This is a genomic window from Pseudonocardia sp. (assembly GCF_035305885.1).
In the GTDB taxonomy this organism is placed as follows: domain Bacteria; phylum Actinomycetota; class Actinomycetes; order Mycobacteriales; family Pseudonocardiaceae; genus Pseudonocardia.
Genome location: NZ_DATGOP010000115.1, coordinates 230,643 through 256,578, shown reverse-complemented (window position 1 = coordinate 256,578; position 25,936 = coordinate 230,643). Strand labels below are relative to the sequence as shown.

General features: G+C 74.5%; 22 protein-coding genes. 10 read left to right on the top strand and 12 right to left on the bottom strand.

Annotation, left to right across the window (positions count from 1 at the left end; translation table 11 throughout):
- The first annotated feature begins 71 nt into the window (after nucleotides 1-71).
- On the top strand, nucleotides 72-563 hold the full coding sequence (locus VKZ81_RS25825; RefSeq protein ID WP_324244278.1) for an inorganic diphosphatase: 492 nt from the start codon (nucleotides 72-74) through the stop codon (nucleotides 561-563).
- On the opposite strand, the gene VKZ81_RS25820 is transcribed toward VKZ81_RS25825, so the two are convergent.
- From VKZ81_RS25820 to VKZ81_RS25795, 6 genes are all read right to left on the bottom strand, one after another.
- A complete protein-coding gene (locus tag VKZ81_RS25820; RefSeq protein ID WP_324244277.1) occupies nucleotides 560-2,470 on the bottom strand; it encodes a WD40 repeat domain-containing serine/threonine protein kinase in 1,911 nt (636 codons plus the stop codon). The two genes, VKZ81_RS25825 and VKZ81_RS25820, sit on opposite strands and share 4 nt — an antisense overlap.
- A gap of 3 nt (nucleotides 2,471-2,473) precedes the next feature.
- A complete protein-coding gene (locus tag VKZ81_RS25815) occupies nucleotides 2,474-4,564 on the bottom strand; it encodes a WD40 repeat domain-containing serine/threonine protein kinase (protein WP_324244276.1) in 2,091 nt (696 codons plus the stop codon).
- Nucleotides 4,561-6,213, bottom strand: a complete 1,653-nt coding sequence (locus VKZ81_RS25810; protein WP_324244275.1) for a protein kinase family protein — start codon at nucleotides 6,211-6,213, stop codon at nucleotides 4,561-4,563. The genes VKZ81_RS25815 and VKZ81_RS25810 overlap by 4 nt, the downstream gene beginning before the upstream one ends.
- Nucleotides 6,214-6,299: 86 nt before the next feature.
- Nucleotides 6,300-6,764, bottom strand: a complete 465-nt coding sequence (locus tag VKZ81_RS25805; protein WP_324244274.1) for a MarR family winged helix-turn-helix transcriptional regulator — start codon at nucleotides 6,762-6,764, stop codon at nucleotides 6,300-6,302.
- Nucleotides 6,765-7,125: 361 nt separating this feature from the next.
- On the bottom strand, nucleotides 7,126-8,343 hold the full coding sequence (locus tag VKZ81_RS25800) for an acetyl-CoA C-acetyltransferase (RefSeq protein WP_324244273.1): 1,218 nt from the start codon (nucleotides 8,341-8,343) through the stop codon (nucleotides 7,126-7,128).
- A gap of 13 nt (nucleotides 8,344-8,356) precedes the next feature.
- Nucleotides 8,357-8,809 (bottom strand): MaoC family dehydratase, encoded by a 453-nt coding sequence (locus VKZ81_RS25795; RefSeq protein WP_324244272.1) that lies wholly within the window; start codon nucleotides 8,807-8,809, stop codon nucleotides 8,357-8,359.
- A 151-nt stretch (nucleotides 8,810-8,960) separates the two neighbouring features.
- Between VKZ81_RS25795 and surE the strand changes: the two genes are divergently transcribed.
- Nucleotides 8,961-9,761, top strand: a complete 801-nt coding sequence (gene surE / locus VKZ81_RS25790; RefSeq protein ID WP_324244271.1) for a 5'/3'-nucleotidase SurE — start codon at nucleotides 8,961-8,963, stop codon at nucleotides 9,759-9,761.
- A 72-nt stretch (nucleotides 9,762-9,833) separates the two neighbouring features.
- Here surE and VKZ81_RS25785 read toward each other — a convergent pair whose 3' ends face one another.
- From VKZ81_RS25785 to VKZ81_RS25765, 5 genes are read right to left on the bottom strand one after another with little or no spacing between them, the layout of a single operon-like run.
- A complete protein-coding gene (locus VKZ81_RS25785) occupies nucleotides 9,834-10,223 on the bottom strand; it encodes a hypothetical protein (RefSeq protein ID WP_324244270.1) in 390 nt (129 codons plus the stop codon).
- A 21-nt stretch (nucleotides 10,224-10,244) separates the two neighbouring features.
- Complete coding sequence (locus VKZ81_RS25780; RefSeq protein ID WP_324244269.1) at nucleotides 10,245-11,693, bottom strand: fused MFS/spermidine synthase; 1,449 nt, start codon at nucleotides 11,691-11,693, stop codon at nucleotides 10,245-10,247.
- A 59-nt stretch (nucleotides 11,694-11,752) separates the two neighbouring features.
- Complete coding sequence (locus VKZ81_RS25775) at nucleotides 11,753-12,901, bottom strand: acyl-CoA dehydrogenase family protein (protein ID WP_414709472.1); 1,149 nt, start codon at nucleotides 12,899-12,901, stop codon at nucleotides 11,753-11,755.
- On the bottom strand, nucleotides 12,901-14,874 hold the full coding sequence (locus tag VKZ81_RS25770) for an acetyl/propionyl/methylcrotonyl-CoA carboxylase subunit alpha (RefSeq protein ID WP_324244267.1): 1,974 nt from the start codon (nucleotides 14,872-14,874) through the stop codon (nucleotides 12,901-12,903). The genes VKZ81_RS25775 and VKZ81_RS25770 overlap by 1 nt, the downstream gene beginning before the upstream one ends.
- A gap of 17 nt (nucleotides 14,875-14,891) precedes the next feature.
- Nucleotides 14,892-16,436: a carboxyl transferase domain-containing protein gene (locus VKZ81_RS25765; RefSeq protein WP_324244266.1), complete on the bottom strand. Its 1,545-nt coding sequence runs from the start codon at nucleotides 16,434-16,436 to the stop codon at nucleotides 14,892-14,894.
- A gap of 81 nt (nucleotides 16,437-16,517) precedes the next feature.
- Here VKZ81_RS25765 and VKZ81_RS25760 point away from each other — a divergent pair, with 81 nt between their 5' ends.
- Both VKZ81_RS25760 and VKZ81_RS25755 read left to right on the top strand, forming a co-directional pair.
- The gene (locus tag VKZ81_RS25760; protein ID WP_324244265.1) at nucleotides 16,518-17,771 is read left to right on the top strand and encodes an MFS transporter; all 1,254 of its coding nucleotides are present in this window, start codon (nucleotides 16,518-16,520) and stop codon (nucleotides 17,769-17,771) included.
- A 32-nt stretch (nucleotides 17,772-17,803) separates the two neighbouring features.
- Nucleotides 17,804-18,478, top strand: coding sequence for a response regulator transcription factor (locus tag VKZ81_RS25755; protein ID WP_324244264.1), 675 nt, complete (start codon nucleotides 17,804-17,806; stop codon nucleotides 18,476-18,478).
- Here VKZ81_RS25755 and VKZ81_RS25750 read toward each other — a convergent pair.
- The gene (locus VKZ81_RS25750; protein ID WP_324244263.1) at nucleotides 18,454-20,535 is read right to left on the bottom strand and encodes a sensor histidine kinase; all 2,082 of its coding nucleotides are present in this window, start codon (nucleotides 20,533-20,535) and stop codon (nucleotides 18,454-18,456) included. The two genes, VKZ81_RS25755 and VKZ81_RS25750, sit on opposite strands and share 25 nt — an antisense overlap.
- Nucleotides 20,536-20,621: 86 nt before the next feature.
- Between VKZ81_RS25750 and VKZ81_RS25745 the strand changes: the two genes are divergently transcribed.
- From VKZ81_RS25745 to VKZ81_RS25720, 6 genes are all read left to right on the top strand, one after another.
- Nucleotides 20,622-21,194, top strand: coding sequence for an SACE_7040 family transcriptional regulator (locus VKZ81_RS25745; protein WP_324244262.1), 573 nt, complete (start codon nucleotides 20,622-20,624; stop codon nucleotides 21,192-21,194).
- Nucleotides 21,195-21,566: 372 nt separating this feature from the next.
- Nucleotides 21,567-22,784, top strand: a complete 1,218-nt coding sequence (locus tag VKZ81_RS25740) for an NRAMP family divalent metal transporter (protein ID WP_324244261.1) — start codon at nucleotides 21,567-21,569, stop codon at nucleotides 22,782-22,784.
- Nucleotides 22,781-23,551 (top strand): LamB/YcsF family protein, encoded by a 771-nt coding sequence (locus VKZ81_RS25735; protein ID WP_324244260.1) that lies wholly within the window; start codon nucleotides 22,781-22,783, stop codon nucleotides 23,549-23,551. Before VKZ81_RS25740 ends, VKZ81_RS25735 begins: the two co-directional genes overlap by 4 nt.
- Entirely contained in the window at nucleotides 23,548-24,153 is a 606-nt protein-coding gene (locus VKZ81_RS25730) for a 5-oxoprolinase subunit B family protein (RefSeq protein WP_324244259.1), read from the top strand. The genes VKZ81_RS25735 and VKZ81_RS25730 overlap by 4 nt, the downstream gene beginning before the upstream one ends.
- Nucleotides 24,150-25,028 (top strand): 5-oxoprolinase subunit C family protein, encoded by an 879-nt coding sequence (locus tag VKZ81_RS25725; RefSeq protein ID WP_324244258.1) that lies wholly within the window; start codon nucleotides 24,150-24,152, stop codon nucleotides 25,026-25,028. The genes VKZ81_RS25730 and VKZ81_RS25725 overlap by 4 nt, the downstream gene beginning before the upstream one ends.
- Nucleotides 25,025-25,825 carry a putative hydro-lyase gene (locus VKZ81_RS25720; RefSeq protein ID WP_324244257.1) on the top strand — a complete coding sequence of 267 codons (801 nt, stop codon included), beginning with the start codon at nucleotides 25,025-25,027 and terminating at the stop codon, nucleotides 25,823-25,825. Before VKZ81_RS25725 ends, VKZ81_RS25720 begins: the two co-directional genes overlap by 4 nt.
- Nucleotides 25,826-25,936 lie beyond the last annotated feature (111 nt).

The window sequence follows — 25,936 nt, the reverse complement described above, 5'->3', positions numbered from 1 at the left end:
CGCAGGCGCCGGGGCCGGTCGCCCGACCGGTACCGGCCACCCATCCGCACCGGACCAGCAGGAGAGCGCCAGTGGACTTCGACGTCACCATCGAGATCCCCAAAGGTGGCCGCAACAAGTACGAGGTGGACCACCGCACGGGGCGCATCCGGCTGGACCGGACCCTGTTCACCGCCACCCAGTACCCGGCCGACTACGGGTTCATCGAGGACACCCTCGGCGAGGACGGCGACCCGCTCGACGCGCTCGTCCTCGTGCAGGAGCCGACCTTCCCGGGCTGCCTCATCCGGTCGCGCGCGATCGGCATGTTCCGGATGAAGGACGAGAAGGGCGGCGACGACAAGGTCCTCTGCGTGCCCAGCGACGACCCGCGCCAGGAGCACCTGCGCGACATCCACCACCTGCCGGAGTTCGACCGCCTGGAGATCCAGCACTTCTTCGAGATCTACAAGGCGCTCGAGCCGGGCAAGAGCGTGGAGGGCGCCACCTGGGTCGGCCGCGCCGAGGCCGAGCGGGAGATCAAGGCCTCCTGGCAGCGCGCCAAGGCGGCCGAGGCGCACTAGCTCGCGGCCCGCACCGCGACGTCCCACACCCGGATCGCGTTGTCGCGGGCGCCGGACACCAGGATCGGGCGGCCGTCGAGGTAGATGAAGTCCAACGCGGTCACCGCCGCCTCGTGGCCGGTCATCGGGGAACCGAGCTGCTGGCCCGTGTCGACGTCCACCAGGACGATCGATTTCCGGTCGGGCCCTTCCGCAGCGAGGATCGGGCGGCCGTCCAACACGCCGAGCGCGCTCGTCCGGACGGGTCGCCCCCCGGTGTCGTGGCGGCGCACGACCTCGCCCGTCCGCAGGTCGGTGACCGCCAGCTGCCAGTTGAGGGAGACGGCCACGGGGGCCCCGGCGAAGATCGTGAGGTGGGCTGGAGCGGACAGCCCGTGCGTGGTGTCCAGCACGGGCTCGCCGGTCATGGCGTCCATGATCTGCGTGCGGTTCGCCACCTGGATGGCGAGGCACAACCGCCCGTCGAGATCGAGCGTGCTCAGCGTGGGGAGATGACCGGGGAGCGGGTGGTCCCCCAGCGCGGTGCGGCTGCTCAGGTCCCACCGGCGCACGATCCCAAGGCCTGCGGTGGCCGCGAACGACGCGGCCGCGGTGAAATCGGCCGAGCTCTCGTGCGTGCCGACCTCGGTGACCGCGGCGCTCGAAACGTCGATCAAGCGGATCGTGCTGGATTGAAGCGCGGCCACCGCATCGCGGCCGTCGACGGTCACCACGGCCGCCCACATGACCCCGTCGACGGTGCCGTCCGGCAGGAACCCGAGGTCGCGCTCGGCGATCGGGTCGTACAACCGCACCCGGTGGCCGACGTCCTCGACGAGGAGGGCCGGACGGCCGCCCACCCGGGCGGCGTTGAACGGGAACGGGCTGGTGCTGCGCACCGCGAGCGCACGCTCCTCGATCACCGGTTCCGGTGGCGGACCCGACGCGAGCGGTGTCGGGCCGGGTGGTGGCGGCTGCTCGTCCGGCCGCCGGGACAGCGCCACGGCAAGGGCGCCCCCGCCCGCGAGCACCACCGCGCCCGCGGCCGCTCCCAGCAGCACCCCGCGCCGCGACGCCCCGCGCCGCGCCGCGCCGGTGGCGGATCCCGGGCCGAGCGCGGCGACCGCGTCGTCGGCGAGCGCGCCGGCCCGCTGGTAGCGCTGGGCCGGGTCCTTGGCCATCCCCCGGGCCACGACCGCGTCGAGCCCCGGCGGGATCGCACCGGACGTCGCCGTCGGGCGCGGAGGCGGGAGGTGCAGGTGCCCGTACACCTGCGCGGCGAAGTCGGACCCCGGGAACGCGCGCAGCCCGGTGAGCAGCTCGTACAGCACGCAGGCCAGCGCGTAGACATCGGCCCTCCCGTCCGCCGGGTACCCGGCCAGCCGTTCCGGGGCGAGGTACTCGACCGTGCCGTCCGCGCCGGCGGACGCGTCCGGCCCCGCCGCGAGGCCGAAGTCGGTGAGCTGCGCGAAGTCGGGGCGCCCCGGCGCCGGAGCGGTCAGCAGCACGTTCGACGGCTTGACGTCGCGGTGCACCAGTCCGGCGGCGTGCGCCGCGTCGAGCGCCGCGGCCACCTGGGCGACGATCCCGACGGCCCGCGCCGGGGCCATCGGACCGGTACGGGCGAGCTCGGCGGCGAGGTCGTGCCCGTCCACCAGCTGCATGTCGAGGAACAGCCGCCCGTCGATCTCCCCGTAGCGGTGGATCGGCACGACGTGCGGATCGGTGAGCCGCGCAGCGGCCTCGCACTCCCGGCGGAACCGCTCCCGGTAGCCTGCGTCCTCCGACAGGTGGGGGGCGAGGCGCTTGAGCGCCACCAGGCGGTCGTCCTGGCTCGTGTCGGTCGCCCGGTGGACCTCGCCCATGCCGCCGCGGCCCAGCAGCTCGCCGAGCACGTAGGGGCCGAAACGCACCTCCGTGACCGTCATCGATCACCTCCCCGTCCTGGCGGTCAGGTCCCAGATCCGGATCGTGTGGTCGAAGCCGGCCGAGAGGAGGAAGGTCCGGTCGCCGACCGTCAGGGGAACCATGCACTCGACGCGGTCCTCGTGTCCGAGCAGGGGCTCGGTGGCCGGTCTCCCGGTGCTCAGCTCCAGGACCTCGATGCTGTTCTGCCGGAGCACCTCCTTCAGCAAGACCGGGCGCCCGTCGACCACGGCCGCGGCGTAGCGGTCGAGGAACAGCACCTCCGGGATCCCGTGACCGCGCCGGGCACCCGTCCGCACGTCGACGACGGCCAACTCGCCGGAGTGGTCCGTGGTCAGGACCGCGGGCCCACCGGGCAACTCGACGGTCGCGACGGTCTCATGCAGCGCGGGCCTCCCGGACACCCGCGGACCCGCCGGCGCCCCGGTCGCCACGTCGAAGGAGGAGATCGCGCCCTCCTGTCCTCGGGCGAGCACGACGGGCCGGTCCCCGCCGACCACGGCCATGGCGTCGACGGGGCCCACGTCCGCCGCGAGCGGCTCGCCGATCGGGGTGGCGGCCGCCAGGTCCCAACGGCGGACCGTCGCGTCCTCCCCGCTCGAGAGCAGCACCTCCCGCCCGTCGACCGCGACGACGGCGAGCGCGGTGATCCCGCCCGTGTGGCCGGTCAGGGTGGTGGGGAGCGGCTCGCCGGACGCGAGGTCCCACATCCGGATCACGTGGTCGCTGCTCCCGGTGATCAGCACGCTGCGCCCGTCGATCCGGGCCGCGGTCGCCGCCAACGTGAACCGCGAGAAGTCATTGGCGATCGGTACGCCGATCACCTCGCCGGTGGCCAGGTCGTAGACCGCTGTTTCGTCCAAGCGGCTGCTGACGAGCACGGGAACGCCGTCGAGCTCGGCGATGACCGGCGGCACGAGGAAATCGGGGGCCGCCCCCACGATCACGCGTTCGGTGATCGGCCCGCCGGACGGCAGCGCGTCGCCCGGCGCGGCCTCCCCCGGGGCCGTCGCCGGGCCCGGGGCCCCGGGCACGGTGAGCACCCCCGCGAGGGCCAGGACGGTGACCAGCACCACGGTCGGGAGCACGGCGGCCACCACCGTCGGCAGCCACGAGCGACCAGGACGACGCGCAGCGGCCGGTGGTGGTGGTACGGCCTGCGGCCGCGGCGGCGGGGTGCCGGGGGGCGCCCAGGCGGCCGGTGCGGCTGCCGCCACGGGGGGCGCTTCGCGCGGGCCGGCCGGCGCCACCTCGACCCCGGACAGCACCTCGCGGGCCGCGGCCACGAGCTCGGCGGCCGTTCGGTACCGCTGCGCGGGGTCCTTGGCCATGCCCCGGGCGATGACGGCGTCGAACGCTTCGGGCAGGCCGGCGCGCACCGCGCTCGGCCGGGGCGGCGGCTGGTACAGGTGCCCGGCCACCTGTGCCGCGTACCCGGAGCCGGGGTACGGGCTGGCGCCGGTGAGCACCTCGTGCAGCACGCAGGCGAGCGAGTAGACGTCCACCGCGGGCCCGGCCGGCTGGGCGAGGAAGCGCTCCGGCGCCATGTAGGCCAACGTGCCGATCACCGCACCGGACCGGGTGAGCGCCGTGCGGCTGCCCGGCTCCGCGGGGCGGGCGATGCCGAAGTCGAGCAGGTAGGCGAACTCGGCCCGTCCACCCCCCGGCTGCGTCAGCAGGATGTTGGCCGGCGTGACGTCGCGGTGCACCAGCCCTTCGGCGTGAGCGGCGTCGATCGCGCCGGCCACCTGCTCGAGGATCGCGAGCGCCCGCGCGGGGTCCAGCGGCCCCTCCTGGGCGAGCACCTCGGAGAGCGCCCGGCCGTCGACGAGCTGCATGTCGATGAACAGCCGCCCGTCGACCTCGCCGTAGCGGTGGATCGGCACGACGTGCGGGTCGGCGAGCCGGGCGGCGATCTCCGCCTCCCGCCGGAAACGGGCGACGAACTGCGGGTCGTCGGACAGGGGCGGGGGGAGGACCTTGAGGGCCACCCGCCGGCCACCCTGCTCGGTGTCGACGGCCCGGTAGACCTCGCCCATCCCGCCGCGTCCGACGAGCGACTCGATCCGGTACGGGCCGAACATCGCGCCGATCACGACGCCACCTCCGCCACCAGCTGCTTCGCGTCCCAGACGGCGACCGGTTCGCCGGGCGCGGTGGTGAGCAGGAGCGATCCGTCCGGTGACAGCGCCCGGAACCCGCGGCTCAGGGGGTGGTCGGTCATCGGCGGCCCCAGCGGGGTCCCCGTCGCGAGTTCCCAGAACCGCACCTGCGGGGTCGGGCTGAGGTCGCTCCCCCCGGCGGTGATGAGCACCGTGCGACCGTCCTGCTGGACCGCGACCACCGCGGTCACCGACTCGACGTGGCCCGCGAGCGGCGCGCCGACCTGCTCGCCCGTCCGCAGGTCCCAGATCCGGACGGTGTTGTCGTCGCCACCGGTCACCGCGACCGGCACGCCGTCGCGCACCGCGGTGGTGAGCGCTCGGAACGCCACCGGTTGCGGCGCGGTCGGCGCACCGACCGGGGCACCGGTGCGCAGGTCCCGCGCCTGCACACCGCCGCCCCCGGCGGTGCTCGAGACGACGACCGGCCGCCCGTCGATCTCGGTGACCGAGAACGCGTCGATCGAGGCGCCGTCCGCCGCGAGCACCGGGCCCGCCGGGGCACCGGTGCGCAGCGCGAACGACGACACCCCGACCTGCTCCTCCGTCATGTCGAACGGCCCCGGCAGCTGCCTCCCGGTGGGCTCGAGCGCGACGACGACCGGCTCACCGTCGACCTCGACGACCACCAACCGGCCGAACGAATACTCCCGCGGGGTGCCCATCGGGGGGCCGAGCGGCGTGCCCGTCTCGAGGTCCCGGGCGACCACGGTGTTGTCGCGCCTGCGCACGACCGCAACCGCCCTCCCGTCGACCACCGCCGTGGCGACGGCGACCGCGTCGCCCGGCGTGGCCGGTCCGGCCTCCGCCCCGGTGGACAGGTCCCAGGTGCGGAGCGCACCGTCGGCGGTGACACCCGCGAGCAGCCGCCGCCCCCCGACCGAGACGACCGCGGCGTCGAGGAGGCCCGCGTCCGGCACGCCGATGGTCGCCACCAGCCCGGTCGCCGCGGACGGTTCCCCCACCCGCTCCCGATCACGCGGGAACACCGCCCACGCCACCAACGCCGCGACCACCAGCACGGCCGCCGTCGACGCCACGAGCCGCCGGTGGCGGGCGGGACGCGACACGAGCGCGGTGGGCAAGACGGCGGCCTGCACCGGCGGCCTGCCCAGCCCGAGCCCGACGAGCTGCACGAACTCCCCGCGCCCTGGCCCACCGGCGAGCAGCACGTCGCTGCGCTCGATCCGCCGGTCGCCGAGGCCGCCGCGGCGCAGCGCGTCGACGGCCGCACCGATCTGTCCCGCGATCGCCTCCGCCCGCTGCGGCGCCAGCCGCCCGCGGCGCAGGACGTCGGCGAGGCTCGGCCCGCGGACCAGCCGCATGTCGAGGTAGAGGTGGCCGTCGATCTCGCCGTAGCGGTGGATGGGCACGACGTGCGGCTCGCGCAGCGCGCTCAGCAGGCCCGCGTCCCGGCGGAACCGCTCCCGGAAGCCCGGATCGGCCGACAACTGCCGGTCGAAGACCTTGACCGCCACGACCCGCTCGTCGTGGCTGGTGTCCCGCGCGCGGTACACCGTCGCCGAGCCGCCGCGCGCCAGCACCGCATCGAGCAGGTACGGCCCGAACTGCGCCGATCCCACCACCGTTCCCCCCGGGACCTTCGAATTCCTTCCTGGTCGACCCCCCAACCGACCCCCCGGTTGGGGTGATGACCCTCACATGACCGTCAGCCGTCCGGGCGCTGCGCGGACTCGAACGCCGACACGAACCGGCCGAGGAGCTCGGCGAACTTGCGCCGGTCCGCCACCGACCAGTCCGAGAGCATCTCGGCGAACCGCTCGATGCGCATCCGTCGGTTCTCCTCGAACACGCGCCGCCCCTCCTCGGTGGCCGTGAGCAGCGTGGCCCGCCCGTCCTCCGGGTCGGCCATCCGCTCGACGAGGCCGAGCCGCACCAGGTGCCCGACCTGGCGGCTGATCGTCGACGGGTCCGAGTGCACCGCCTCGGCGAGCGCCCCGGCGCGCTGCGGACCGCCCTTCACCAGGTGGACGAGCAGGTAGTAGGTGGCCCGCTCCACGGCGTCCGGGTGCTCGGCCTGGTACTGGGCCTGCTTGCGGTCCATCAGGCGGACGAGCCGGATGAGCTGGCCGCTCACCTGGTCGGCCAGCGCGAGATCGTCGTCGGACGGCACCGCGCGAGCATCCACCGCCGCTCGCATCCGGGCAACACGCCCCGGATGTGACGCTCAGCCCGAGAGGGCTCGCCGCCCCAGCGGCGTGCGGATCGCCGGGCCCGGGCGAGGCCCGGCCCGGCGGGGCGATCAACCCGGCGGACACCGACCGGTGCCGCGCCGTCGAGTCGGCGCAGGCGATGCCGTCGAGCAGGAGGACGGGCTCGGGCCCGCTCCCGATCCGGCACCGCCCCGCGGCCACCGCACGCAGCAGGGCACGGTCGCGCCCGCGCGGGCGTCGCGGTTCCGCGCCGGTCATCCCCTCGACCTCCCCTCCGGGAGGTGCTGTCGGACCCGGCGCGGGAGGTGGATCACGTCACGATCAGGCGGTCACCCGTTCGAAGACCGCGGCGAGGCCCTGGCCGCCGCCGATGCACATCGTCTCGAGGCCGTAACGGGCGTCGCGGCGGTGCATCTCCCGCGTGAGCGTGGCGAGGATCCGCCCGCCCGTGGCGCCGACCGGGTGGCCCAGCGAGATGCCCGAGCCGTTCACGTTGAGCCGCTCGAAGTCCTCGGCCACGAACTTCCACTCGCGCGTGCACGCCAGTACCTGCGCCGCGAACGCCTCGTTCAGCTCGATCAGGTCCATGTCGGCGAGCGTGAGCCCCGCGTCGTCCAGCGCCTTCGCCACGGCGGGCACCGGGCCGATGCCCATGGTGGCGGGCGGTACGCCGCCGAGGCCCCACGACACCAGGCGGACCAGCGGCCGCAGCCCCAGCTCGGCGGCCTTGTCCGGGTGGGTGACCACGCAGATGGCCGCGCCGTCGTTCTGGCCGCTCGCGTTGCCCGCCGTGACCGTGGCCTCCGGGTCGTCCCGCCCGAGGACCGGCCGCAGCTTGGCGAGCGTCTCCACGGTGGAGTCGGGGCGGATGTGCTCGTCGGAGTCGACGACCGTGTCGCCCTTCCGGCCCTTCACCGTGACCGGGACGATCTCGTCGGCGAAGCGGCCCTCGTCGCGCGCGGCGGCGGCGCGCCGGTGCGAGCGGACGGCGAACTCGTCCTGCTCCTCCCGCGGGATCCGGTACTCCCGGCGCAGGTTCTCGGCGGTCTCCAGCATCCCGCCCGGCACCGGGTAGTTGCAGCCGCCCGCCGTGACGCGGCCGCGGGCGAGCGAGTCGTGGAGCATGACGCCGGGCCCGCCCTTGGCGCCCCAGCGCATGCCCGTCGTGTAGAACGGCGCGTTCGACATCGACTCGGCGCCGCCCGCGAGCACCAGGTCGGCCGCGCCCGAGCGCACCTGCATCGCGGCGTACAGCACCGCCTGCAGGCCCGAGCCGCAGCGGCGGTCGATCTGCAGGCCGGGAACCGTCACGGGCAGGCCGGCGTCGAGGGCGGCCACCCGGCCGATCGCGGGGGCGTCCATGGTCGGGTAGCAGTGCCCGAGCACCACGTCGTCCACGGAGTCCGGCGGCAGGTTCGTGCGCTCCACGAGCGCGCGGATCACCGTGGCCGCGAGCTCGTGGGCCGGCACGTCCTTCAGCGAGCCGCCGAACCCACCCACCGGGGTCCGCAGCGGCTCGCAGATCACCGCGTCACGCATCGAAAAGGCCTCCTCACACGTACTGCCGGGTGAGCCACTCGGCGACGAGCGCGGGACGCTCCGATCCCTCGATCTCGACCGTCACCTTCGTGGTCAACTGCACCCCGCCCGAGACGTCTGCGACGTCGGCGAGCTCGACGTTCGCCCGTACCTTGCTGCCGACGGGAACGGGCGAGGTGAACCGCACCCGGTTGAGCCCGTAGTTGACGCCCATCTTCGTGCCCTCGATGCGGTAGACCTGCTTCACGAGGTGCGGCAGCAGCGACAGCGTGAGGAACCCGTGGGCGATCGTGGTGCCGAACGGGCCTTCCTTCGCCTTGTCCGCGTCGACGTGGATCCACTGGTGGTCGAGGGTGGCGTCGGCGAAGGTGTCGATCTGGGACTGGTCGACCGTGTGCCAGTCGCTCACCCCGAGCTGTGTGCCCACCGCCGCTCGCAGCTCGTCGACACCGTTGAAGACGCGCATGCTCCGCTCCGATCGTCCGCAACCCTGCGGGCCCACCCTGCCACAGCGAGCGACCGGCAGCAGACCGCTTCGTGATCGTCGCCACGGACGGGGCGCGTGAGCGTCATCGCGAAGCCGACCGGCGGTCACCCGTCTCACCTAACGTGGACGCGTGGCCTCCTCCCGACGTCTCCGCGCCCTGATCACCAACGACGACGGCATCGAATCCCCCGGGCTCGTCGCCCTCGCGACCGCGGCCCGCGACGCCGGGTTCGACGTCGTCGTCGCCGCCCCGCACGTCGACGCGAGCGGGGTCGGCGGATCGGTGCTGGCGGTGCGCGACGGGGGGCGGGTGCGCGTGCACCGCAGGGAGCTGCCCGAGCTGCCGGACGTCCCGGCGTTCGCGGTGGAGGGCCACCCCGCGTTCATCGTCCACTCGGCGGGGCGCGGCTGGCTCGACCCGGAGCCGGACGTCGTGCTCTCCGGCATCAACATCGGCGCCAACCTCGGGCACTCGGTGCTGCACTCCGGCACGATCGGCGCGGCGCTCGCCGCGGGGCTGCACGGGTGGCGGGCCCTCGCGGTCTCCCTCGGCACGCCGCTGGTCGAGCCGAGGGAACCGCACTGGGAGTCCGCGCTCGCGGTGCTGCCCGACGTGTTCGACGTGCTGCTCGCCGCCCCGGACGGCACGGTGCTCTCGCTCAACGTGCCCGACCTGCCCGTGGACGAGCTCCGCGAGCTGCGCGAGGCGCGGCTGGCCCACTGGGGCTCGGTCCGGGTGCGCGTCGACCACGTCAGCGGCGAGGACGGGGACCTGCTGCACTCCCACGAGGCCGAGCTGGTGGGCGAGCTCGAACCGGACACCGACACCGCGCTCCTGGCCGCGGGGCACCCGACGCTGACCGAGCTGCAGCCGGTGACCGACCGGCCCGGCCTGCTCGCCGGCGGGACGTTGCGCAGGCGGGCCAGTTAGCTCTCGTGCCGGCGGCGCCGCGCCTCGTGCGGGGCCGCCCCAGCAGGCGGTTTCCGACGAACGGCTGCCGGGTCAGTGCTCGTCGGCGCCGGTGAGGGTGTGCTCCAGCCGATCGGCCACGTCCACCACCAGCCGGAACGGGCGGTCGAAGCCGTCGATCGCGGTGTCACCGAGCGGGATGGAGTGGCGGAACAGCACGAGGCCGTCCACCGCCACCGCGCCGCCCGCCACGCTCTCGCCCGCGAGCTCGAGCATGCGGGGGAGGTCGAGGTCGGCGACCCGCCCGACCGGTGAGGTGATCTCCGCCCACGGGTGGTCGTCCTCGCCGGTGACCCGCCGCACCACCACCAGCTGCGTGCGGTCGGCCTGCGTCGGCAACCGGAACCACAGCTCGTCGTCCGTCTGCCGCATGATCTCGTAGCGCACCCGCACGAACGCCACGAGGTCGTCCCATTCAGCCACGTGCGGACCGTACCGCCGCGATCAGCTGATGAGTTGGTCGACCGGCGCCCAGTCGTCGGTGAGCACCGGTGCGTCGCCCGCGAACCGCAGGGCGGCGCCCGCGTCCAGGACCGACCCCGGCTCCCCGCGCGCGGCGGCGCGGGCCTCCAGCGCGGCGACGTCGATCGGCCGGTCCGACGCGACGACGACGGCGTTGCCGCCCCCGCCGGGGCCGAGCTGTTCGGGCCGGGCCAGCACCGCGACGTGGGAGAACCGGTCGGCCAGCGTCGCGACCTCGGCAGCGAGCAGGTGCATCGGGTCGTGGTCGATCACGTTGAGCACGTACACGCCGTCGTGGCGCAGCACGCGGTGGACCTCGGCGGCGAACTCGGCGGTGGCCAGGTGCCACGGCACCGAGCGGGCGCCGAACGCGTCGCCGACCACGAGGTCGGCCGACGCGTCCGGGATCTCGGCCAGCAGGCTGCGCGCGTCGCCGATCCGCACGTCGACGCCGGGGATGTCGCCCACCCCCAGCTCCCGGCGCCCGAGCTCGACGACGCCCGCGTCCACCTCGAGCACGGTGGACGCCGAGCCGGGGCGGGTGGCCGCGAGCCACCGCGGCATGGTGAAGCCGCCCCCGCCGACGTGCACGGCGTCGAGCGGGTGGCCCGCCGCGAACGCCGTGTCGATCGCGTCGGCGAAGCGGCGGGTGTAGCCGAACCGCAGGTGCGCGGGGTCGGCCAGGTGCACCGCGGAGTGGTCGAGGTCGTCGAGCACGAGCACGCGGACGGCCGGGTCGGCCGGGTCGGTGCGCACGCTCGCGCAGTAGTAGACGGTGTCGACGTCGCAGCGGCCCGGCACCGCCACCAGCGCCCCGGCCAGCACCGCGGCGACGGCCGCCGTGCCCGCGACCGCCCCCCGGCGCGGCGCCACCGCCGTGAGCAGGGCCAGCACCAGGCAGGCCGCGGCGGTGACCAGCAGGATCGCCGCCACCGGCAGCAGCGACACGAGCACGAACCCGGTGAGGAACACGCCGGCGAGCGAGCCGACCGTCCCGGCCGCGGACAGCCCGCCGATCACCGCGCCCGACCCCTGCACCCGCTCGATGCGGGCCCGGGTGACCGCGGGCGTGACCATCGCGAGCGCGGTGACCGACACCAACGTCGACGCCGCCACCAGCACGATCGCGGCCAGCGGGCCCGGCCCGAGCGCGGGCCCGAGCACGCGGACCATGGGCCGGACGGCGAGCACGCCCAGCCCACCCACGACCAGCGCGCCCGTCGCCACCCGGCGCGGCGGGAGCACGTCGGCCCACCGGCCGCCCAGCGACGCCCCGGCGGCGATGCCCGCCAACGCCACCCCGATCACGGCGGAGGTCGACTCGAGCGTGAGCCCCACGTACGGGGCCACCAGCCGGGTGGCCAGCGTCTCCACCACCAGGATCGCGGCACCGCTGGTGAGCACGACGATCCGGGCGAACAGGGCGTTCACCCCACCATCCTGGCGGTCGCCGCGCGGTGGGCTCCGCCGGGGCCTCGGTGCGGCCGGGACTACAGCCCGAGCTGGCGGGCGATCAGCATGCGCTGCACCTCGCTCGTCCCCTCGCCGATCTCGAGGATCTTCGCGTCCCGGTAGAAGCGGCCGACCGGGTACTCGTTCATGAACCCGTACCCGCCGAAGATCTGGGTGGCGTCGCGGGCGTTGTCCATCGCCGCGTTGGAGGCGACGAGCTTGGCGATCGCGGCCTCCTTCTTGAACGGCTCGCCGCGCAGCATCTTCGCGGCCGCCGCGTAGTACGCCAGCCGGGCGGTGTGCGCCCGCGCCTCCATGTCGGCGATCTTGAACTGGATGGCCTGGTAGCTGCCGATCGGGTTGCCGAACGCCTCGCGCTCTCGGGCGTAGCGCAGCGACTCGTCCACGCAGCCCTGCGCGAGCCCGACCGAGAGCGCCGCGATCGCGACCCGGCCCTCGTCGAGGATCGACAGGAACTGGGCGTACCCGCGCCCGCGCTCACCGAGCAGGTTCTCGGCCGGGACGCGGCAGTCGTCGAAGTACAGCTCGCGGGTGTCCGAGGCCGCCCAGCCGACCTTCGAGTACTTCTGCGAGACCCGGAACCCGGGCGTGCCGGCCGGCACGATGATCGCGGAGATCTCCTTGCGGCCGTCCGGGCCGGTGCCGGTGACCGCGGTGACGGTGACGATCGAGGTGATGTCGGTGCCCGAGTTGGTGATGAACGCCTTCGAGCCGTTGATCACCCACTCGTCGCCGTCGAGGCGCGCGGTGGTGCGGGTCGCGCCCGCGTCGGAGCCGCCGCCGGGCTCGGTGAGGCCGAAGGCGCCGAGCTTCTCGCCTGCGGCGAGGGCGGGCAGCCAGCGCCGCTTCTGCTCCTCGGTCCCGAACCGGTACAGCGGCATCGCGCCGAGCGAGACGCCGGCCTCGAGCGTGATCGCGACCGACGAGTCGACGCGGGCGAGCTCCTCGAGGGCGAGGCAGAGCGCGAAGTAGTCCCCGCCCATGCCGCCGTACTCCTCGGAGATCGGCAGCCCGAACAGCCCCATCTCACCCATCCGCGCCACCAGCTGGTACGGGAACTCACCGCGCTCGTAGAGCTCCCCGATGACGGGGGCGACCTCCTTGCGGGCGAAGTCCTCCACCGTGGCGCGCAGCGCCTCGTGCTCCTCGCTCAGCGAGAGGTCCATCACTCCTCCTCGGGTTCCACGACCAGCAGAACGGCGTCCTTGGCGACGGTGTCGCCCGGCCGGGCCCGGAGCTCGCGGACCACCCCGGCGACCGGGGCGGTGAGCACGTGCTCCATCTTCATCGCCTCCACGACCACCAGCCGCTCACCGGCCTCGACCCGCCGGCCGTCCTCGACCTCCACCGCGGTGACGGTGCCCGGCATGGGCGAGAGCACCGGCCCGCCGCCACCGGCCTCGTCCGACGCCGCGGCGTCCAGCGGCGCCTGCTCGCGGACGCCCCAGGCGCGCCCGTCGCGGCCGAGCCAGAGGGTCTCGCCGTCGAGCGCGCAGGCGTAGCGCCGGGTGAGCCCGTCCAGGGCCACGACGAGGTCGGCGCCCTCCCGCCACGCCGCGCACGGCACCGGGTCGGCATCGCCGACCGCCACCTCGGCCGCCGACGCCCGGCCCCGGATGCGCACGGCCACCGGCTCGTGCCCGCCGACGGACATCCGCCACGTCGTCCAGGCGGGCTCGCCGACCCGCCAGCCGCCGGGGATGTCGAACGGGTCCACGACCGGGCCCGCGGGCTCGAGCGCGAGCAGGGCGTGCGCCGCGGCCGCGGCGAGCACGTCGGACGGCAGGTCGGCGGCCGTCCAGTCGGCGAGCCTGCGCCCGACGAGCCCGGTGTCGAGGCGGCCCGCCCGCACGTCCGGGTCGGCGAGCAGGGCGCGCAGGAAGCCGATGTTGGTGTCGATCCCGAGCAGCACCGTGTCGCCGAGCGCGGCGTCGAGCCTGCGCAGCGCCTCGGCGCGGTCGGCGCCGTGGGCGATCACCTTGGCGAGCATCGGGTCGTAGTCGCTGCCGACCACGCTGCCCGCCCTGATGCCCGAGTCCACCCGAACCGAGCCCGGCTCGCGCAGCGCCAGCACCGTGCCCCCGGTCGGCAGGAACCCGGCGGCGGGGTCCTCGGCGTAGATCCGCGCCTCGACCGCGTGCCCGTACGGGCGGATGCGCTCCGGCCACGGCCGCTCCTCGCCCGCCGCGATGCGCAGCTGCGCCTCGACCAGGTCGACGTCGTAGACCAGCTCGGTGACCGGGTGCTCGACCTGGAGCCGGGTGTTCATCTCCATGAAGAAGAAGCGGTCCGGGTCGTCGGAGCCGACGATGAACTCGACCGTGCCCGCGCCCGTGTAGCCGACGGCGCGCGCCGCCTCCACCGCCGCCGCGCCCATCGCCTCCCGCTGCCGGTCGGTGAGCAGCGCGGACGGGGCCTCCTCGACGATCTTCTGGTGCCGCCGCTGCAGGCTGCACTCGCGCTCGCCGAGGTGCACGACGTTGCCGTGCGCGTCGGCGAGCACCTGGATCTCGATGTGCCGCGGCGCCGCGATCAGCCGCTCGACCAGCAGGGTGTCGTCCCCGAACGCCCCGCGCGCTTCTCGTCGGGCCGACACGATCGCGTCGGCCAGGTCGGCCGGGGAGTGCACCTCGCGCATCCCCTTGCCGCCGCCACCCGCGCTCGGCTTGAGCAGCACGGGGTAACCGATCTCGGAGACGACGGCGGCGAGCTCGTCGTCGGTGAGCCCCGCCCCGTCGGACCCGGGGACGACCGGCACGCCCGCCTTCGCGACCGTGGCCTTGGCCGCGATCTTGTCGCCCATGGCCTCGATCGCCGATGCGGGCGGGCCGACGAACACGATCCCGGCGTCCGCGCAGGCCGCGGCGAACGCGGTGTTCTCCGACAGGAACCCGTAGCCGGGGTGGATGGCCTGCGCCCCGGTCGCGGCGGCGGCCTCGAGCACGGCCGGGATCGACAGGTAGCTCTGCGCGGCGGGCGCAGGCCCGATCCGCACCGCGGCGTCGGCCATGCCGACGTGCGGCGCGTGGGCGTCGGCGTCGGAGTAGACGGCGACGGACCGGATGCCCATGCGCCGCAACGTGCGCAGCACGCGCACGGCGATCTCCCCGCGGTTCGCGACGAGCACGGTCTCGAACACGCACACCTCCTCGTCGCTCACATGCGGAAGACCCCGAAACGGGGCTCTTCCAGGGGGGCGTTCGCGGCCGCGCTGAGGGCGAGGCCCAGCACGGTGCGGGTGTCCTTGGGGTCGATCACGCCGTCGTCCCAGAGCCGGGCCGTCGAGTAGTACGGGTGGCCCTGGTGCTCGTACTGGGCGCGCACGGCGTCGGGGTCGACGCCCGACCCCACCGTCGCCAGCACGGTGGCCGCCTGCTCCCCGCCCATCACGGAGATCCGCGCGTTCGGCCACATGAACAGGAACCGGGGCGAGTAGGCCCGCCCGCACATCGAGTAGTTCCCGGCACCGAACGAGCCGCCGATGATCACGGTGAACTTCGGGACGCGGGTGGTGGCCACCGCCGTGACCATCTTCGCGCCGTGCTTGGCGATGCCGCCCGCCTCGTACTCGCGGCCGACCATGAAGCCGGAGATGTTCTGCAGGAACACCAGCGGCACGCCGCGCTGGTCGCACAGCTCGATGAAGTGCGCGCCCTTCTGCGCGGACTCGGAGAACAGGATCCCGTTGTTCGCGACGATCCCGACCGGGTGGCCGTGGATGCGGGCGAACCCGGTGACGAGCGTGGTGCCGAACTCGGCCTTGAACTCCTGCAGGCGCGAGCCGTCGACGATCCGGGTGATCACCTCGCGGACGTCGTAGGGGGTGCGGGTGTCGGTGGGCACGACGTCGTACAGCTCTTCCGGGTCGGCGAGCGGCTCCTCGGTCGGCGCCACGTCCCACGGCCGCGGCGCCCGCGGGCCGAGCGTGCCGACGATGCCGCGCACGATCCGCAGCGCGTGCGCGTCGTCCTCGGCGAGGTGGTCGGTGACGCCGGAGACGCGGGAGTGCAGCTCGCCCCCGCCCAGCTCCTCGGCGGTGACGACCTCCCCGGTGGCCGCCTTCACCAGCGGCGGGCCGCCGAGGAAGATCGTGCCCTGGTTGCGCACGATCACCGCCTCGTCGCTCATCGCGGGCACGTACGCCCCGCCCGCGGTGCACGAGCCGAGCACCGCCGCGATCTGCGGGATGCCGCGGGCCGACATCTGAGCCTGGTTGTAGAAGATCCGGCCGAAGTGCTCCCGGTCGGGGAAGACGTCGTCCTGCTCGGGCAGGTAGGCCCCGCCGGAGTCGACCAGGTAGATGCAGGGCAGCCGGTTGTGCAGCGCGATCTCCTGCGCGCGCAGGTGCTTCTTGACCGTCATCGGGTAGTAGGTGCCGCCCTTGACGGTCGCGTCGTTGGCGACGATCACGACCTCGCGCCCGGCCACCCGGCCGACGCCGGTGATGAGGCCCGCGCCGGGCGCCTCGTCGCCGTACATGCCGTTCGCCGCGAGCGGGGAGAGCTCGAGGAACGGGCTCGACGGGTCCACGAGCGCGTTCACGCGGTCGCGCGGCAGCATCTTGCCCCGCTCCACGTGCCGCGCCCTGGCCCGCTCCGGGCCGCCGAGCGCCGCCGCGGCGAGCCGGGCCTTCAGGTCGACCACCAGCTCGCGGTGGGTGGCGGCGCTTCGCGGCGATGCGCTGGACGTGGCGACGGCCATGGGACCGGATGTTAACGTTCATTAACCGCGGCCGCCACCGCCCGGTTGCCGATCGGCCCACCGCGCTGGTACGTCGAGACCATGACCACCACCAACGGGCCTTGGTACCGGTCGATGTCCCCGCGCGAGCGCCGGACGTTCTGGGCGTGCTTCGGCGGCTGGGCGACCGACGCGATGGACGTGCAGATCTACAGCCTGCTCATCCCGGTGCTGATCTCCGTCGGGCTGCTCGCGTCCAACGCGCAGGCCGGGCTGATCGGCACCGTCACCCTGCTGTGCTCCGCACTCGGCGGCTGGGCGGCGGGCGTGCTGGCCGACCGCTTCGGCCGCGCGCTGATGCTGCAGGTCACGGTGGTGTGGTTCTCGGTGTTCACGCTGTTGTGCGCGTTCGCCCAGGACTTCACCCAGCTGCTGGTCTTCCGCGGGCTCATGGGGTTCGGCTTCGGCGGCGAGTGGGCGGTCGGCGCGATCCTCATGGGTGAGACCGTCCGGGCGGCCTACCGCGGCCGTGCGGTCGGCACGGTGCAGAGCGGCTGGGCCGTCGGGTGGGCCGTCGCGGCCGGGCTGTTCGTGCTGACGCAGTCGCTGCTGCCGCCCGAGGCCGCCTGGCGCGCGCTGTTCGCCCTGGGCGTGCTGCCCGCGCTCGGCGTGTTCTGGATCCGCCGCCACGTGCCGGAACCCGAGGTGTTCGTCCGGCACGCCGACCGCGCGGCCGACCGCCCGTCCTTCCTCGGGATCTTCCGGCCCGGTCTGCTGCGCACCACCGCGGTCTGCGCGCTCTTGTGCACGGGCGCGCAGGGCGGCTACTACGCGCTGACCACGTTCCTGCCGCAGTTCCTGCGCACCGCCCGCGGGCTCGACCTGTTCGGCCTCGGCGGCACCCTGCTGCTGGTGATCGTCGGGGCGTTCACGGGTTACCTGTTCGGCGCCTGGCTCACCGACCGGCTCGGGCGCAGGCCCGCCATCGTGGTGTGCGCGGTCGCGGCGTTCGCGATCGTCCTTCCGATGACCCTGCTCGAGCTGCCCACGTCGGTGTTCACGGTGCTCGCGCTCCCGCTCGGGTTCGTCTCGTCGGCGTACTTCAGCGGCCTCGGCGCGATGCTCACGGAGCAGTACCCCACCGAACTGCGCGGATCCGGCCAGGGCTTCTGCTACAACTTCGGCCGCGGGGTCGGCGCGCTGTTCCCGTTGTTCGTCGGGCTGCTGGCCGACGCGCTCTCCATCGGGGTCGCGATCGCCGTGTTCGCCGGGATCGCCTACGTGGTGATGGGGTCCTGCGCGCTGCTGCTGCCGGAGACGCGTGGGGCCGAGCTCACCACGAGGGCGGCCAGGTGAACGCGCCGGCCCGGCACCGCTAGCGTCTAGGTGTGCGCGTACTGCTGGTCGAGGACGAGGTACCGCTCGCGGAGATGGTGCGGCGCGGCCTCGCCGCCGAGGGCCACTCGGTCGAGGTCGTCCACGACGGGATCTCCGGCCTCGCGGCCGCGAGCACCGGTCAGCACGACGTCGTGGTGCTCGACATCATGCTCCCCGGCCTCTCCGGCTACCGGGTCCTGGAACGGCTGCGCGCCGCGGAGATCTGGACCCCCGTCCTCATGCTCACCGCGAAGGACGGCGAGTACGACGAGGCCGACGCGTTCGACCTCGGCGCCGACGACTACCTGGTCAAGCCGTTCTCGTTCGTCGTGCTCCTCGCCCGGCTGCGGGCCCTTCTGCGGCGGGCGGGCGAGCCACGGCCCACGGTGCTGAAGGTCGGTGACCTGAGGCTCGACCCGGCCCGGCACCGCGTGTACCGCGGCGACGTCGAGATCTCGCTGACCCCGCGCGAGTTCGGCGTGCTGGAGCACCTGATGCGGCACGCGGGCGAAGTGGTCACCAAGACCGACATCCTGCGCGCGGTGTGGGACGCCCACTACGAGGGCGAGGTCAACGTCGTCGAGGTGTACGTCGGCTACCTGCGCCGCAAGATCGACGCGCCGTTCGGCACGAACAGCATCGAGACGCTGCGCGGGGTCGGCTACCGCATGGTCGAGCCGGACTGAGACCGCGGGGCCGGGATCCGGCCCTCCTCCGCCCCGTCGGGCGGGACCGCGGGGATACCGCCCGGCGACGTGACCGGGTCGCGGCGGGCTTCCTCGTCCCGCACCGGCCGCTGGTCGACCTCGGCCCGGCGGCGGCGCCTCTGGCGCCGCGGCAGCGGCTCCGGCTCGGGCACGTCGCCCCAGACCGCCTCGCCGGTCCACGCCTCCTCACCGGCCTCCCCGATCGGCTCGACGGGCTCGCGGGCGGCGAACCAGCCGTTGCCGGTGGAGGTGCGCTTCGTCGGCGGCGGTGGCGCCCCGTTGCCGGCCGGAGCCGCGGGCGCGGGCGGCGCCGGAGGCCCCTGTGCCGGCGGCACAGGCGCCCGGTTGACCGGTTGGGCAGGCGCCCCGTTGCCGGCGGGTGCCCCGTTGACCGGGGGGGCCGCCGGGCCCGGCGGGGTGGATGCCTGCGGCGCCCCGGGAGCCGGCGGCGCATCGGCGAGGGCCGAAGTGGCCGATGGGGCAGGGGCCCGCGGTGCAGGGGGCTTCGATGCGGGCGCCGGCGGCGCAGGCGCGGGCGGCCCCTGGGCCGGCGGGGCCGGTTGGGCGGGGACGGGCCCGGCCGGCGAGCCACCCTCGGCCGGAGCCGGGGCCTCGGGTTCGGGCTCGGGCGCGGAGGCGGCGGGCAGCCGCACGCGGAACAGCGCGCCGCCGAGCGGTCCGTCGGTGACGTCGACCGTGCCCCCGTGCGCGGCCACCACCTCGGCGACGATGGCCAGGCCGAGCCCCGACCCGCCGTCGGCCCGCGCGCGGGCGTCGTCGAGCCGCACGAACCGCTCGAAGACGCGCGCCCGGTCGGCGGGCGGCACGCCGGGACCGTCGTCGGCGACGTCGAGGATGGCCGTGTCCCCGTCGCGCCCGACCGTGACGAGCACCTTGGACCGGGCGTGCCGTCGGGCGTTGTCGACCAGGTTGCGCACCACCCGCGCGAGCTGCCCGCGGTCGCCGATCACGCGCACCGGGACGGCGTGCACCTCCGCGACCACCGATCCGCCTGCGGGCCGGCCGCGTTCGAGCTCGGCGACCTCGTCGAGGTCGACCTCCTCGCGCCGCGGCTGCAGCCCCCGCTCGTCGGCGCGGGCGAGCAGGATCAGCCCTTCGACGAGGTTCTTCAGCCGGGCGGTCTCGCCGCGCAGCGCGGTGATCGTGTCCTTGTCGACCGTGCCGCCCTGCATCAGCTCGAGGCCGGTGGCGATCGTGGCGAGCGGGCTGCGCAGCTCGTGGCTCGCGTCGGCGACGAACCGGCGCTGCACGCCCTGCGCGTCCTGCAGCCGGGCGAGCATGCCGTTCATGGTCTCGGCGAGCTTGCCGATCTCGTCGCGCGCGGGCGGCACCGGGACCCGCTGCGCGAGGTCCTTCTCGGTCATCGCCGCCACCTGCGCGCGCATGGCCTCGACGGGCCGCAGCGCGCGCCCGGAGAACAGGTACGTGGTGACCCCGGCGACCACGATCAGCAGCGGCACGCCGCAGAGCAGGTAGAACAGCAGCGTGTGCGTGGCCGCATCGACGGCCGTGAGCGGCGCCGCGTAGAGCAGGACGACGTCGCGGCCGCCCGAGTCGGCGCCGCTGGCCACGAGCACCGTGTCCACGACGCTGCCATCGGCCTTCCGCACCGGCACGCCGGACTCGACGATGGTCTGCCCCTCCTCGGGCAGGAGGTCCGAGATCGGCTCGTCGCGCCCGACCGCTTCGGTGCCCGCCTCGATGGTCCACGTCGGCGGGTCGTCGCCGTACTTCACCCGCACCTGGGCGAGGTCGCTCTCCCGGATGAACTGGTCGAGCGCGTCGCGCGCGTTCTCGTTGGCCGCGCCCTCCCAGTTGCCCTCGAGCCGGTCGACGATCACCTGGGCCTGCGTCCTGGCCTCCGCCTGGACCTGTTGGCGCAACGAGTGCTGGACGAGCAGCAGCAGGGCGGCGCCCGCGACGACCAGGGCGAGCGCGACCACGACGGCTGCGGACAGCGCTGACACCACGCGCACGCCCATGCGTGCGCGCAGCCATCCCAGCGGCCGGGGCATCACTTCAGGGTATCGGGCGCCGCTGTGGCGACGCTGAGGTCGCCGACCCTGTTAGTCGGCGTTAACCCGCGGCTACGCTACGCGGCATGGCCACCCCCGCCGCGAACCCAGCAGGCGGCAGGCGGGAGCAGATCCTCGCGGTGGCCGCGCAGCTGTTCGCCCGCCACGGCTTCCACGGCGTGAGCATCGCCGACCTGGGCGCCGCGGTCGGCGTCAGCGGGCCCGCGCTCTACCGGCACTTCCCGGGCAAGGAGGCCCTGCTCGCGGAGCTCCTGGTCGGGATCAGCGAGCACCTGCTCGCCGGAGCGCAGGCGCGAGCGGCCGGGACAACCGACCCGCACGAGCTGCTCGTCGAGCTCGTCGACTTCCACGCCGACTTCGCCCAGCGCGAGCCGGAGCTGATCGTCGTGCAGGACCGAGACCTCGCGAACCTGCCCGCCCCCGACCGCAGGAAGGTGCGGCGGCTGCAGCGCACCTACGTCGAGATCTGGGTCGACGCGCTGGCGCGCGCCCATCCGGGCCTGCCCGCGGAGGCCGCCCGCACGGCGGCGCACGGCACGTTCGGCCTGCTCAACTCCACCCCGCACGCCGGGCGCACGCCGGAGGCCGCCGCGCTGCTGCGGACCATGGCCCTCGCGGCGCTGCGCTCGCTGTCCTGACCGCGGGGTCGGACGGGCCGTCGACCGAGGAGGGGGGATCGGTCGACGGCCCTGTGACCGCGCCTCGGTGGTGGGCGGGCACACCCGCCACCGGGTACAGCACGGTCGAGCCCAGTGTCCGCCCGCGCCACCTGCCCTGTACAGGGGCGGTTTTGCCGGCGGTCGGCACTCGGGTCACCCAGCTTTTACAAGAACATAGCCTAGAAGTATTGCTGGATCGTTGAACGATCCCTACGCTCCCAGGAATACCAGCGGCGGTGTGCCGCGGGTCACGATCCTGGAGGGAGCCGCGATGAGCGAGCGGAGCTTGCCAAGCGCGATCGGCACGGTGCGTCCCCGCAGCGGTCGCCCGGGCGTCGGCGGGGGTCAGCGATGAGCGACACCAAGGCTGTGACCGCGATCGGCTCGGGGACCAGGCGCAGCGCCGTCCTCGGGGCGATGTTCCTGATGGCCACCAGCGCCATCGGCCCGGGCTTCATCACCCAGACCGCGACCTTCACCGCGCAGCTCGGCGCGGCGTTCGCGTTCGCGATCCTGGCCTCGATCCTGGTGGACATCGCCGTCCAGCTGAACGTCTGGCGGGTGATCGGCGTGTCCGGGCAGCGCGGGCACGAGCTGGGCAACAAGGTGGCGCCCGGCGTCGGCTACGTGCTCGCCGGCCTCGTCGTCATCGGCGGCCTGGTGTTCAACATCGGCAACGTCGGCGGCACCGGGCTCGGCCTCAACGCCGTGCTCGGCGTCGACGCGACCATCGGCGGCGCGATCTCGGCGCTCATCGCCATCGCCATCTTCCTCAGCAAGAAGGCGGGGGTCGCTCTCGACCGGATCGTGGTCGTGCTCGGCGCGCTGATGATCCTCATGACGACCTACGTCGCGATCGTCTCGGCGCCCCCGGTCGGCGACGCCCTGCGCAACTTCGTGCTCCCCGACACGGTGGACTTCCTGGTCATCACCACGCTGATCGGCGGCACCGTCGGCGGCTACATCACCTACGCCGGTGCGCACCGCCTGCTCGACTCCGGCATGACCGGCCCCGAGCACGCGGGTTCGATCGCCAGGAGCTCCGTCATCGGCATCATCGTCACCGGCGTCATGCGCGTGGTGCTGTTCCTCGCGGTCCTCGGCGTGGTCGCGGGCGGCGTCACGCTGGCGGAGGAGAACCCGGCGGGGAGCGCCTTCGAGGCGGCCGCGGGCCAGGTGGGCCTGCGGCTGTTCGGCATCATCCTGTGGGCCGCGGCGATCACCTCCGTCATCGGCGCGGCGTACACCTCGGTGTCGTTCCTGACCCGGTCCACGACGAGCGACCGCACCCGCAACCTGATCACGGTGGCGTTCATCGCGCTGTCGGCCCTGATCTTCGTGCTGGCCGGGACCGCCCCCGCCACCCTGCTCGTGCTGGCGGGCACGTTCAACGGGATGATCCTTCCCATCGGTTTCACCGTGGTGCTCTGGGTGGCCTGGCGGCGCCGTGACCTGCTGGGTGGCTACAAGTACCCGGCCTGGCTGCTCGGCGTCGGCGTCGCCGCCTGGCTGCTCACGCTGTACATGGGCTACTCGTCGCTGTCCGGACTCGCCAAGCTGTGGGCATGACGTCCTTCGATCTGAACTCAGACGTCGGGGAGTCGTTCGGCAGGTGGGAGCTGGGTGACGACGCGGCCATGCTGGCGGTCGTCACCTCCGCCAACGTCGCCTGCGGCTTCCACGCGGGCGACCCGTCGACCCTCCGGCGGACCTGTGCCCTGGCCGCGCAGCGCGGGGTCGCGGTCGGGGCGCAGGTCGGCTACCGCGACCTCGCCGGGTTCGGCAGGCGCTTCATCGACGTCGACCCCTCCGAGCTGACCGACGACATCGTCTACCAGATCGGGGCGCTCGACGGCATCTGCCGGGCCGCGGGCACCCGCGTGCGGTACGTGAAACCGCACGGGGCGCTCTACAACGCGGTCGTGCACCACGAGGCGCAGGCGGCCGCCGTGGTGGCGGCCGTCCGCGCCTACGACCCGGACCTCCCGGTGCTCGGCCTCCCCGGCTCGGCGTTCCTCGCCGCGGCCGAGAAGGCCGGGCTCCGCACGGTGCGGGAGTTCTTCGTCGACCGCGGCTACACGCCGCAGGGCACGCTGGTGCCGCGCAGGGAGCCGGGGGCCCTGCTGCACGACCCGAAGGAGGTGACCGCCCGCGTGCTGCGGATGGTCACCGAGGGCAAGGTCACCGCCGTCGACGGCTCGGACGTGGACGTGCGGGCGGACTCGGCGTGCGTGCACGGCGACTCGCCGGGCGCGGTCGCGATGGCCGAGGCCGTGCGCGCCGGGCTGGCCGAGGCGGGAGTGGCGCTGCGGCCGTTCGCGGAGGAACCGGGGTGAGGGTGCTCCCGTGCGGGGACAGCGGGCTGCTCCTCGAGGTCGACGGGCTGCCCGAGGTGCTCGCGCTCGCCGACGCCGTCCGCGCGGCCCAGCCGGAGGGCATCCTGGACGTCGTCCCGGCGGCGCGCACGGTGCTGCTGTCGGTCGAGCCGGGCACCGACCTCGCCGCGCTCCGGCGCACGGTGCTCGACCTCGACGTCCGGCCGGGGGCCGCTCCGCCGGAGGGGGAGCGGGTGGTGATCGAGGTCGTGTACGACGGCCCCGACCTCGAGGAGGTCGGCGAGCTCACCGGGCTCGGCCCGGAGGGCGTGGTGGAGGCCCACACGGGCACCCCGTGGCGGGCCGCGTTCGGCGGGTTCGCGCCCGGCTTCGCCTACCTGGTCGGCGGCGACCCGCGGCTACGCGTCCCCCGCCGGGAGGTGTCGCGCACCTCGGTGCCCGCCGGGTCGGTGGGACTCGCCGGCGAGTTCAGCGGCGTGTACCCCCGTTCCTCCCCCGGCGGATGGCAGTTGATCGGGCACACGGACGCCGAGCTTTGGAGTATGGAGCGCGGTGCGCTACTACGACCCGGGTGCACTGTCGTGTTCAAGGCGGTCCGGTGACCCGCAAGTTGGAGGTGGTCGCCACCGGCGCGCTGGCGCTGGTGGAAGACCTCGGGCGGCCCGGGCTCGCCGCCACCGGCGTCGGGCGGTCCGGCGCGGCCGACCGCAGATCGCTGCGGCTGGCCAACCGGCTCGTCGCGAACCCGGAGGGCGCGGCCGGCATCGAGGTGGTGTTCGGCGGGCTCGCCGTGCGGGCCCACGGGCTGCTCACGGTGGCGTTGTCCGGCGCTCCGGCCCCGGCCGACGTGGACGGGACCCCGGTCGGGCACCACGCGCTGATCACCCTGTACCCGGGCCAGGTGCTGCGGCTGGGGGTCCCGCCCACCGGCCTGCGCACCTACCTCGCGGTGCGCGGCGGCATCGCCGTGGAACCGGTGCTCGGGTCGCGCAGCACCGACGTCCTGTCCGGGCTGGGGCCGGAGAAGCTCAGCCCCGGCACGATCCTGCCGGTGGGCACCGAGCCCGCCGAGCTGCCCCTGATCGACGTCGCCCCCGTCGCGGTGCCCCCCGGTGACGACGTCGTTCTCAGGGCCGTGCCCGGCCCACGCGCCGACTTCTTCACCGACGTGACCGCGCTCGCCCGCACCACCTGGACGGCGTCCAGCCGCAGCGACCGCGTCGGGATGCGGCTCGAGGGCGAGCCCCTCGAACGCGCGTCGCTGGAGGAGCTGCCCAGCGAGGGCCTGGTGCGTGGCGCGGTGCAGGTACCGCCCGGCGGCGAGCCGGTGCTGTTCCTCGCCGACCACCCGGTCACCGGCGGCTATCCGGTGGCCGCCGTCGTCCTGGACGCGGACGTCGACCGGGCCGCCCAGGTGCGTCCCGGGCAGCGCGTCCGGTTCGTCCTCGTCCCGCCCCCGTGGAAGGACACCCCATGACCGAGCAGATCCCCGAGCCGGACCACACCGCGACACCGGCCGAGGCCCGCGCGAGGTTCCGCGCCGGCCTGGTCACCCCCACCGCGGGGTGGTGCGACGGCTACACGCAGGCCAACCTGATCGCGGTGCCGAAGGACCTCGCGTGGGACTTCCTGCTGTTCGCCCAGCGCAACCCGCAGCCGTGCCCCGTGCTGGACGTGCTCGAGGCGGGCTCGCTGTCCGGGCCGCTGCTCGACGGCGACATCCGCACCGACATCCCCCGCTACCGCGTCTACGTCGACGGCGAGCTGACCGAGGAGCCCACCGACGTCGTCGGCTGGTGGCGCGACGACCTCGTCGGCTTCCTCATCGGCTGCAGCTTCACGTTCGAGCGCGCCCTCGGCGCGGCGGGCGTGCCGATCCGGCACGTCGAGCAGGGCGTGAACGTGCCGATGTACCGCACCAGCGTGCGCTGCAGGCCGGCCGGCGCGATCAGCGGGCCGATGGTGGTGTCGATGCGGCCCGTGCCGGCCGACCTCGTCGAGACGGCCGTGCGGGTCACGGCGGCGTACCCGGCGGTGCACGGCGCCCCCGTGCACGTCGGTGACCCGCGCGAGCTCGGCATCCGCGACCTCGACTCCCCCGACTACGGCGACCCGGTGCGGTTCGAGCCGGGCGACGTGCCGGTGTTCTGGGGGTGCGGGGTGACGCCGCAGGCCGCGGTCGTGGAGTCGAAGCCACCGCTTGCGATCTCGCACGCGCCGGGGCACATGCTGATCACCGACGCCGAGGACGAGGACTACCGCATCCGGGCGTGACCGGGGCCCCCTCGTTCGGCGAGTCGCGCTCTCCGTGCACGCGAGTCGCGGTCTGCGCGTAGGCGAGTCGCGGTCTGCGCGTAGGCGAGTCGCGAGCTGGGGCGCCGCCCC

What these genes read in the sequence shown, in the direction of transcription:
- VKZ81_RS25735 (WP_324244260.1), top strand. Translation starts at nt 22,781, where the DNA reads ATGACGTCCTTCGATCTGAACTCAGACGTCGGGGAGTCGTTCGGCAGG.
- VKZ81_RS25820 (WP_324244277.1), bottom strand. Translation starts at nt 2,470, where the DNA reads ATGACGGTCACGGAGGTGCGTTTCGGCCCCTACGTGCTCGGCGAGCTG.
- VKZ81_RS25795 (WP_324244272.1), bottom strand. Translation starts at nt 8,809, where the DNA reads ATGCGCGTCTTCAACGGTGTCGACGAGCTGCGAGCGGCGGTGGGCACA.
- VKZ81_RS25720 (WP_324244257.1), top strand. Translation starts at nt 25,025, where the DNA reads ATGACCGAGCAGATCCCCGAGCCGGACCACACCGCGACACCGGCCGAG.
- VKZ81_RS25760 (WP_324244265.1), top strand. Translation starts at nt 16,518, where the DNA reads ATGACCACCACCAACGGGCCTTGGTACCGGTCGATGTCCCCGCGCGAG.
- VKZ81_RS25800 (WP_324244273.1), bottom strand. Translation starts at nt 8,343, where the DNA reads ATGCGTGACGCGGTGATCTGCGAGCCGCTGCGGACCCCGGTGGGTGGG.
- VKZ81_RS25765 (WP_324244266.1), bottom strand. Translation starts at nt 16,436, where the DNA reads ATGGCCGTCGCCACGTCCAGCGCATCGCCGCGAAGCGCCGCCACCCAC.
- VKZ81_RS25745 (WP_324244262.1), top strand. Translation starts at nt 20,622, where the DNA reads ATGGCCACCCCCGCCGCGAACCCAGCAGGCGGCAGGCGGGAGCAGATC.
- VKZ81_RS25750 (WP_324244263.1), bottom strand. Translation starts at nt 20,535, where the DNA reads ATGCCCCGGCCGCTGGGATGGCTGCGCGCACGCATGGGCGTGCGCGTG.
- VKZ81_RS25740 (WP_324244261.1), top strand. Translation starts at nt 21,567, where the DNA reads ATGAGCGACACCAAGGCTGTGACCGCGATCGGCTCGGGGACCAGGCGC.
- VKZ81_RS25775 (WP_414709472.1), bottom strand. Translation starts at nt 12,901, where the DNA reads ATGGACCTCTCGCTGAGCGAGGAGCACGAGGCGCTGCGCGCCACGGTG.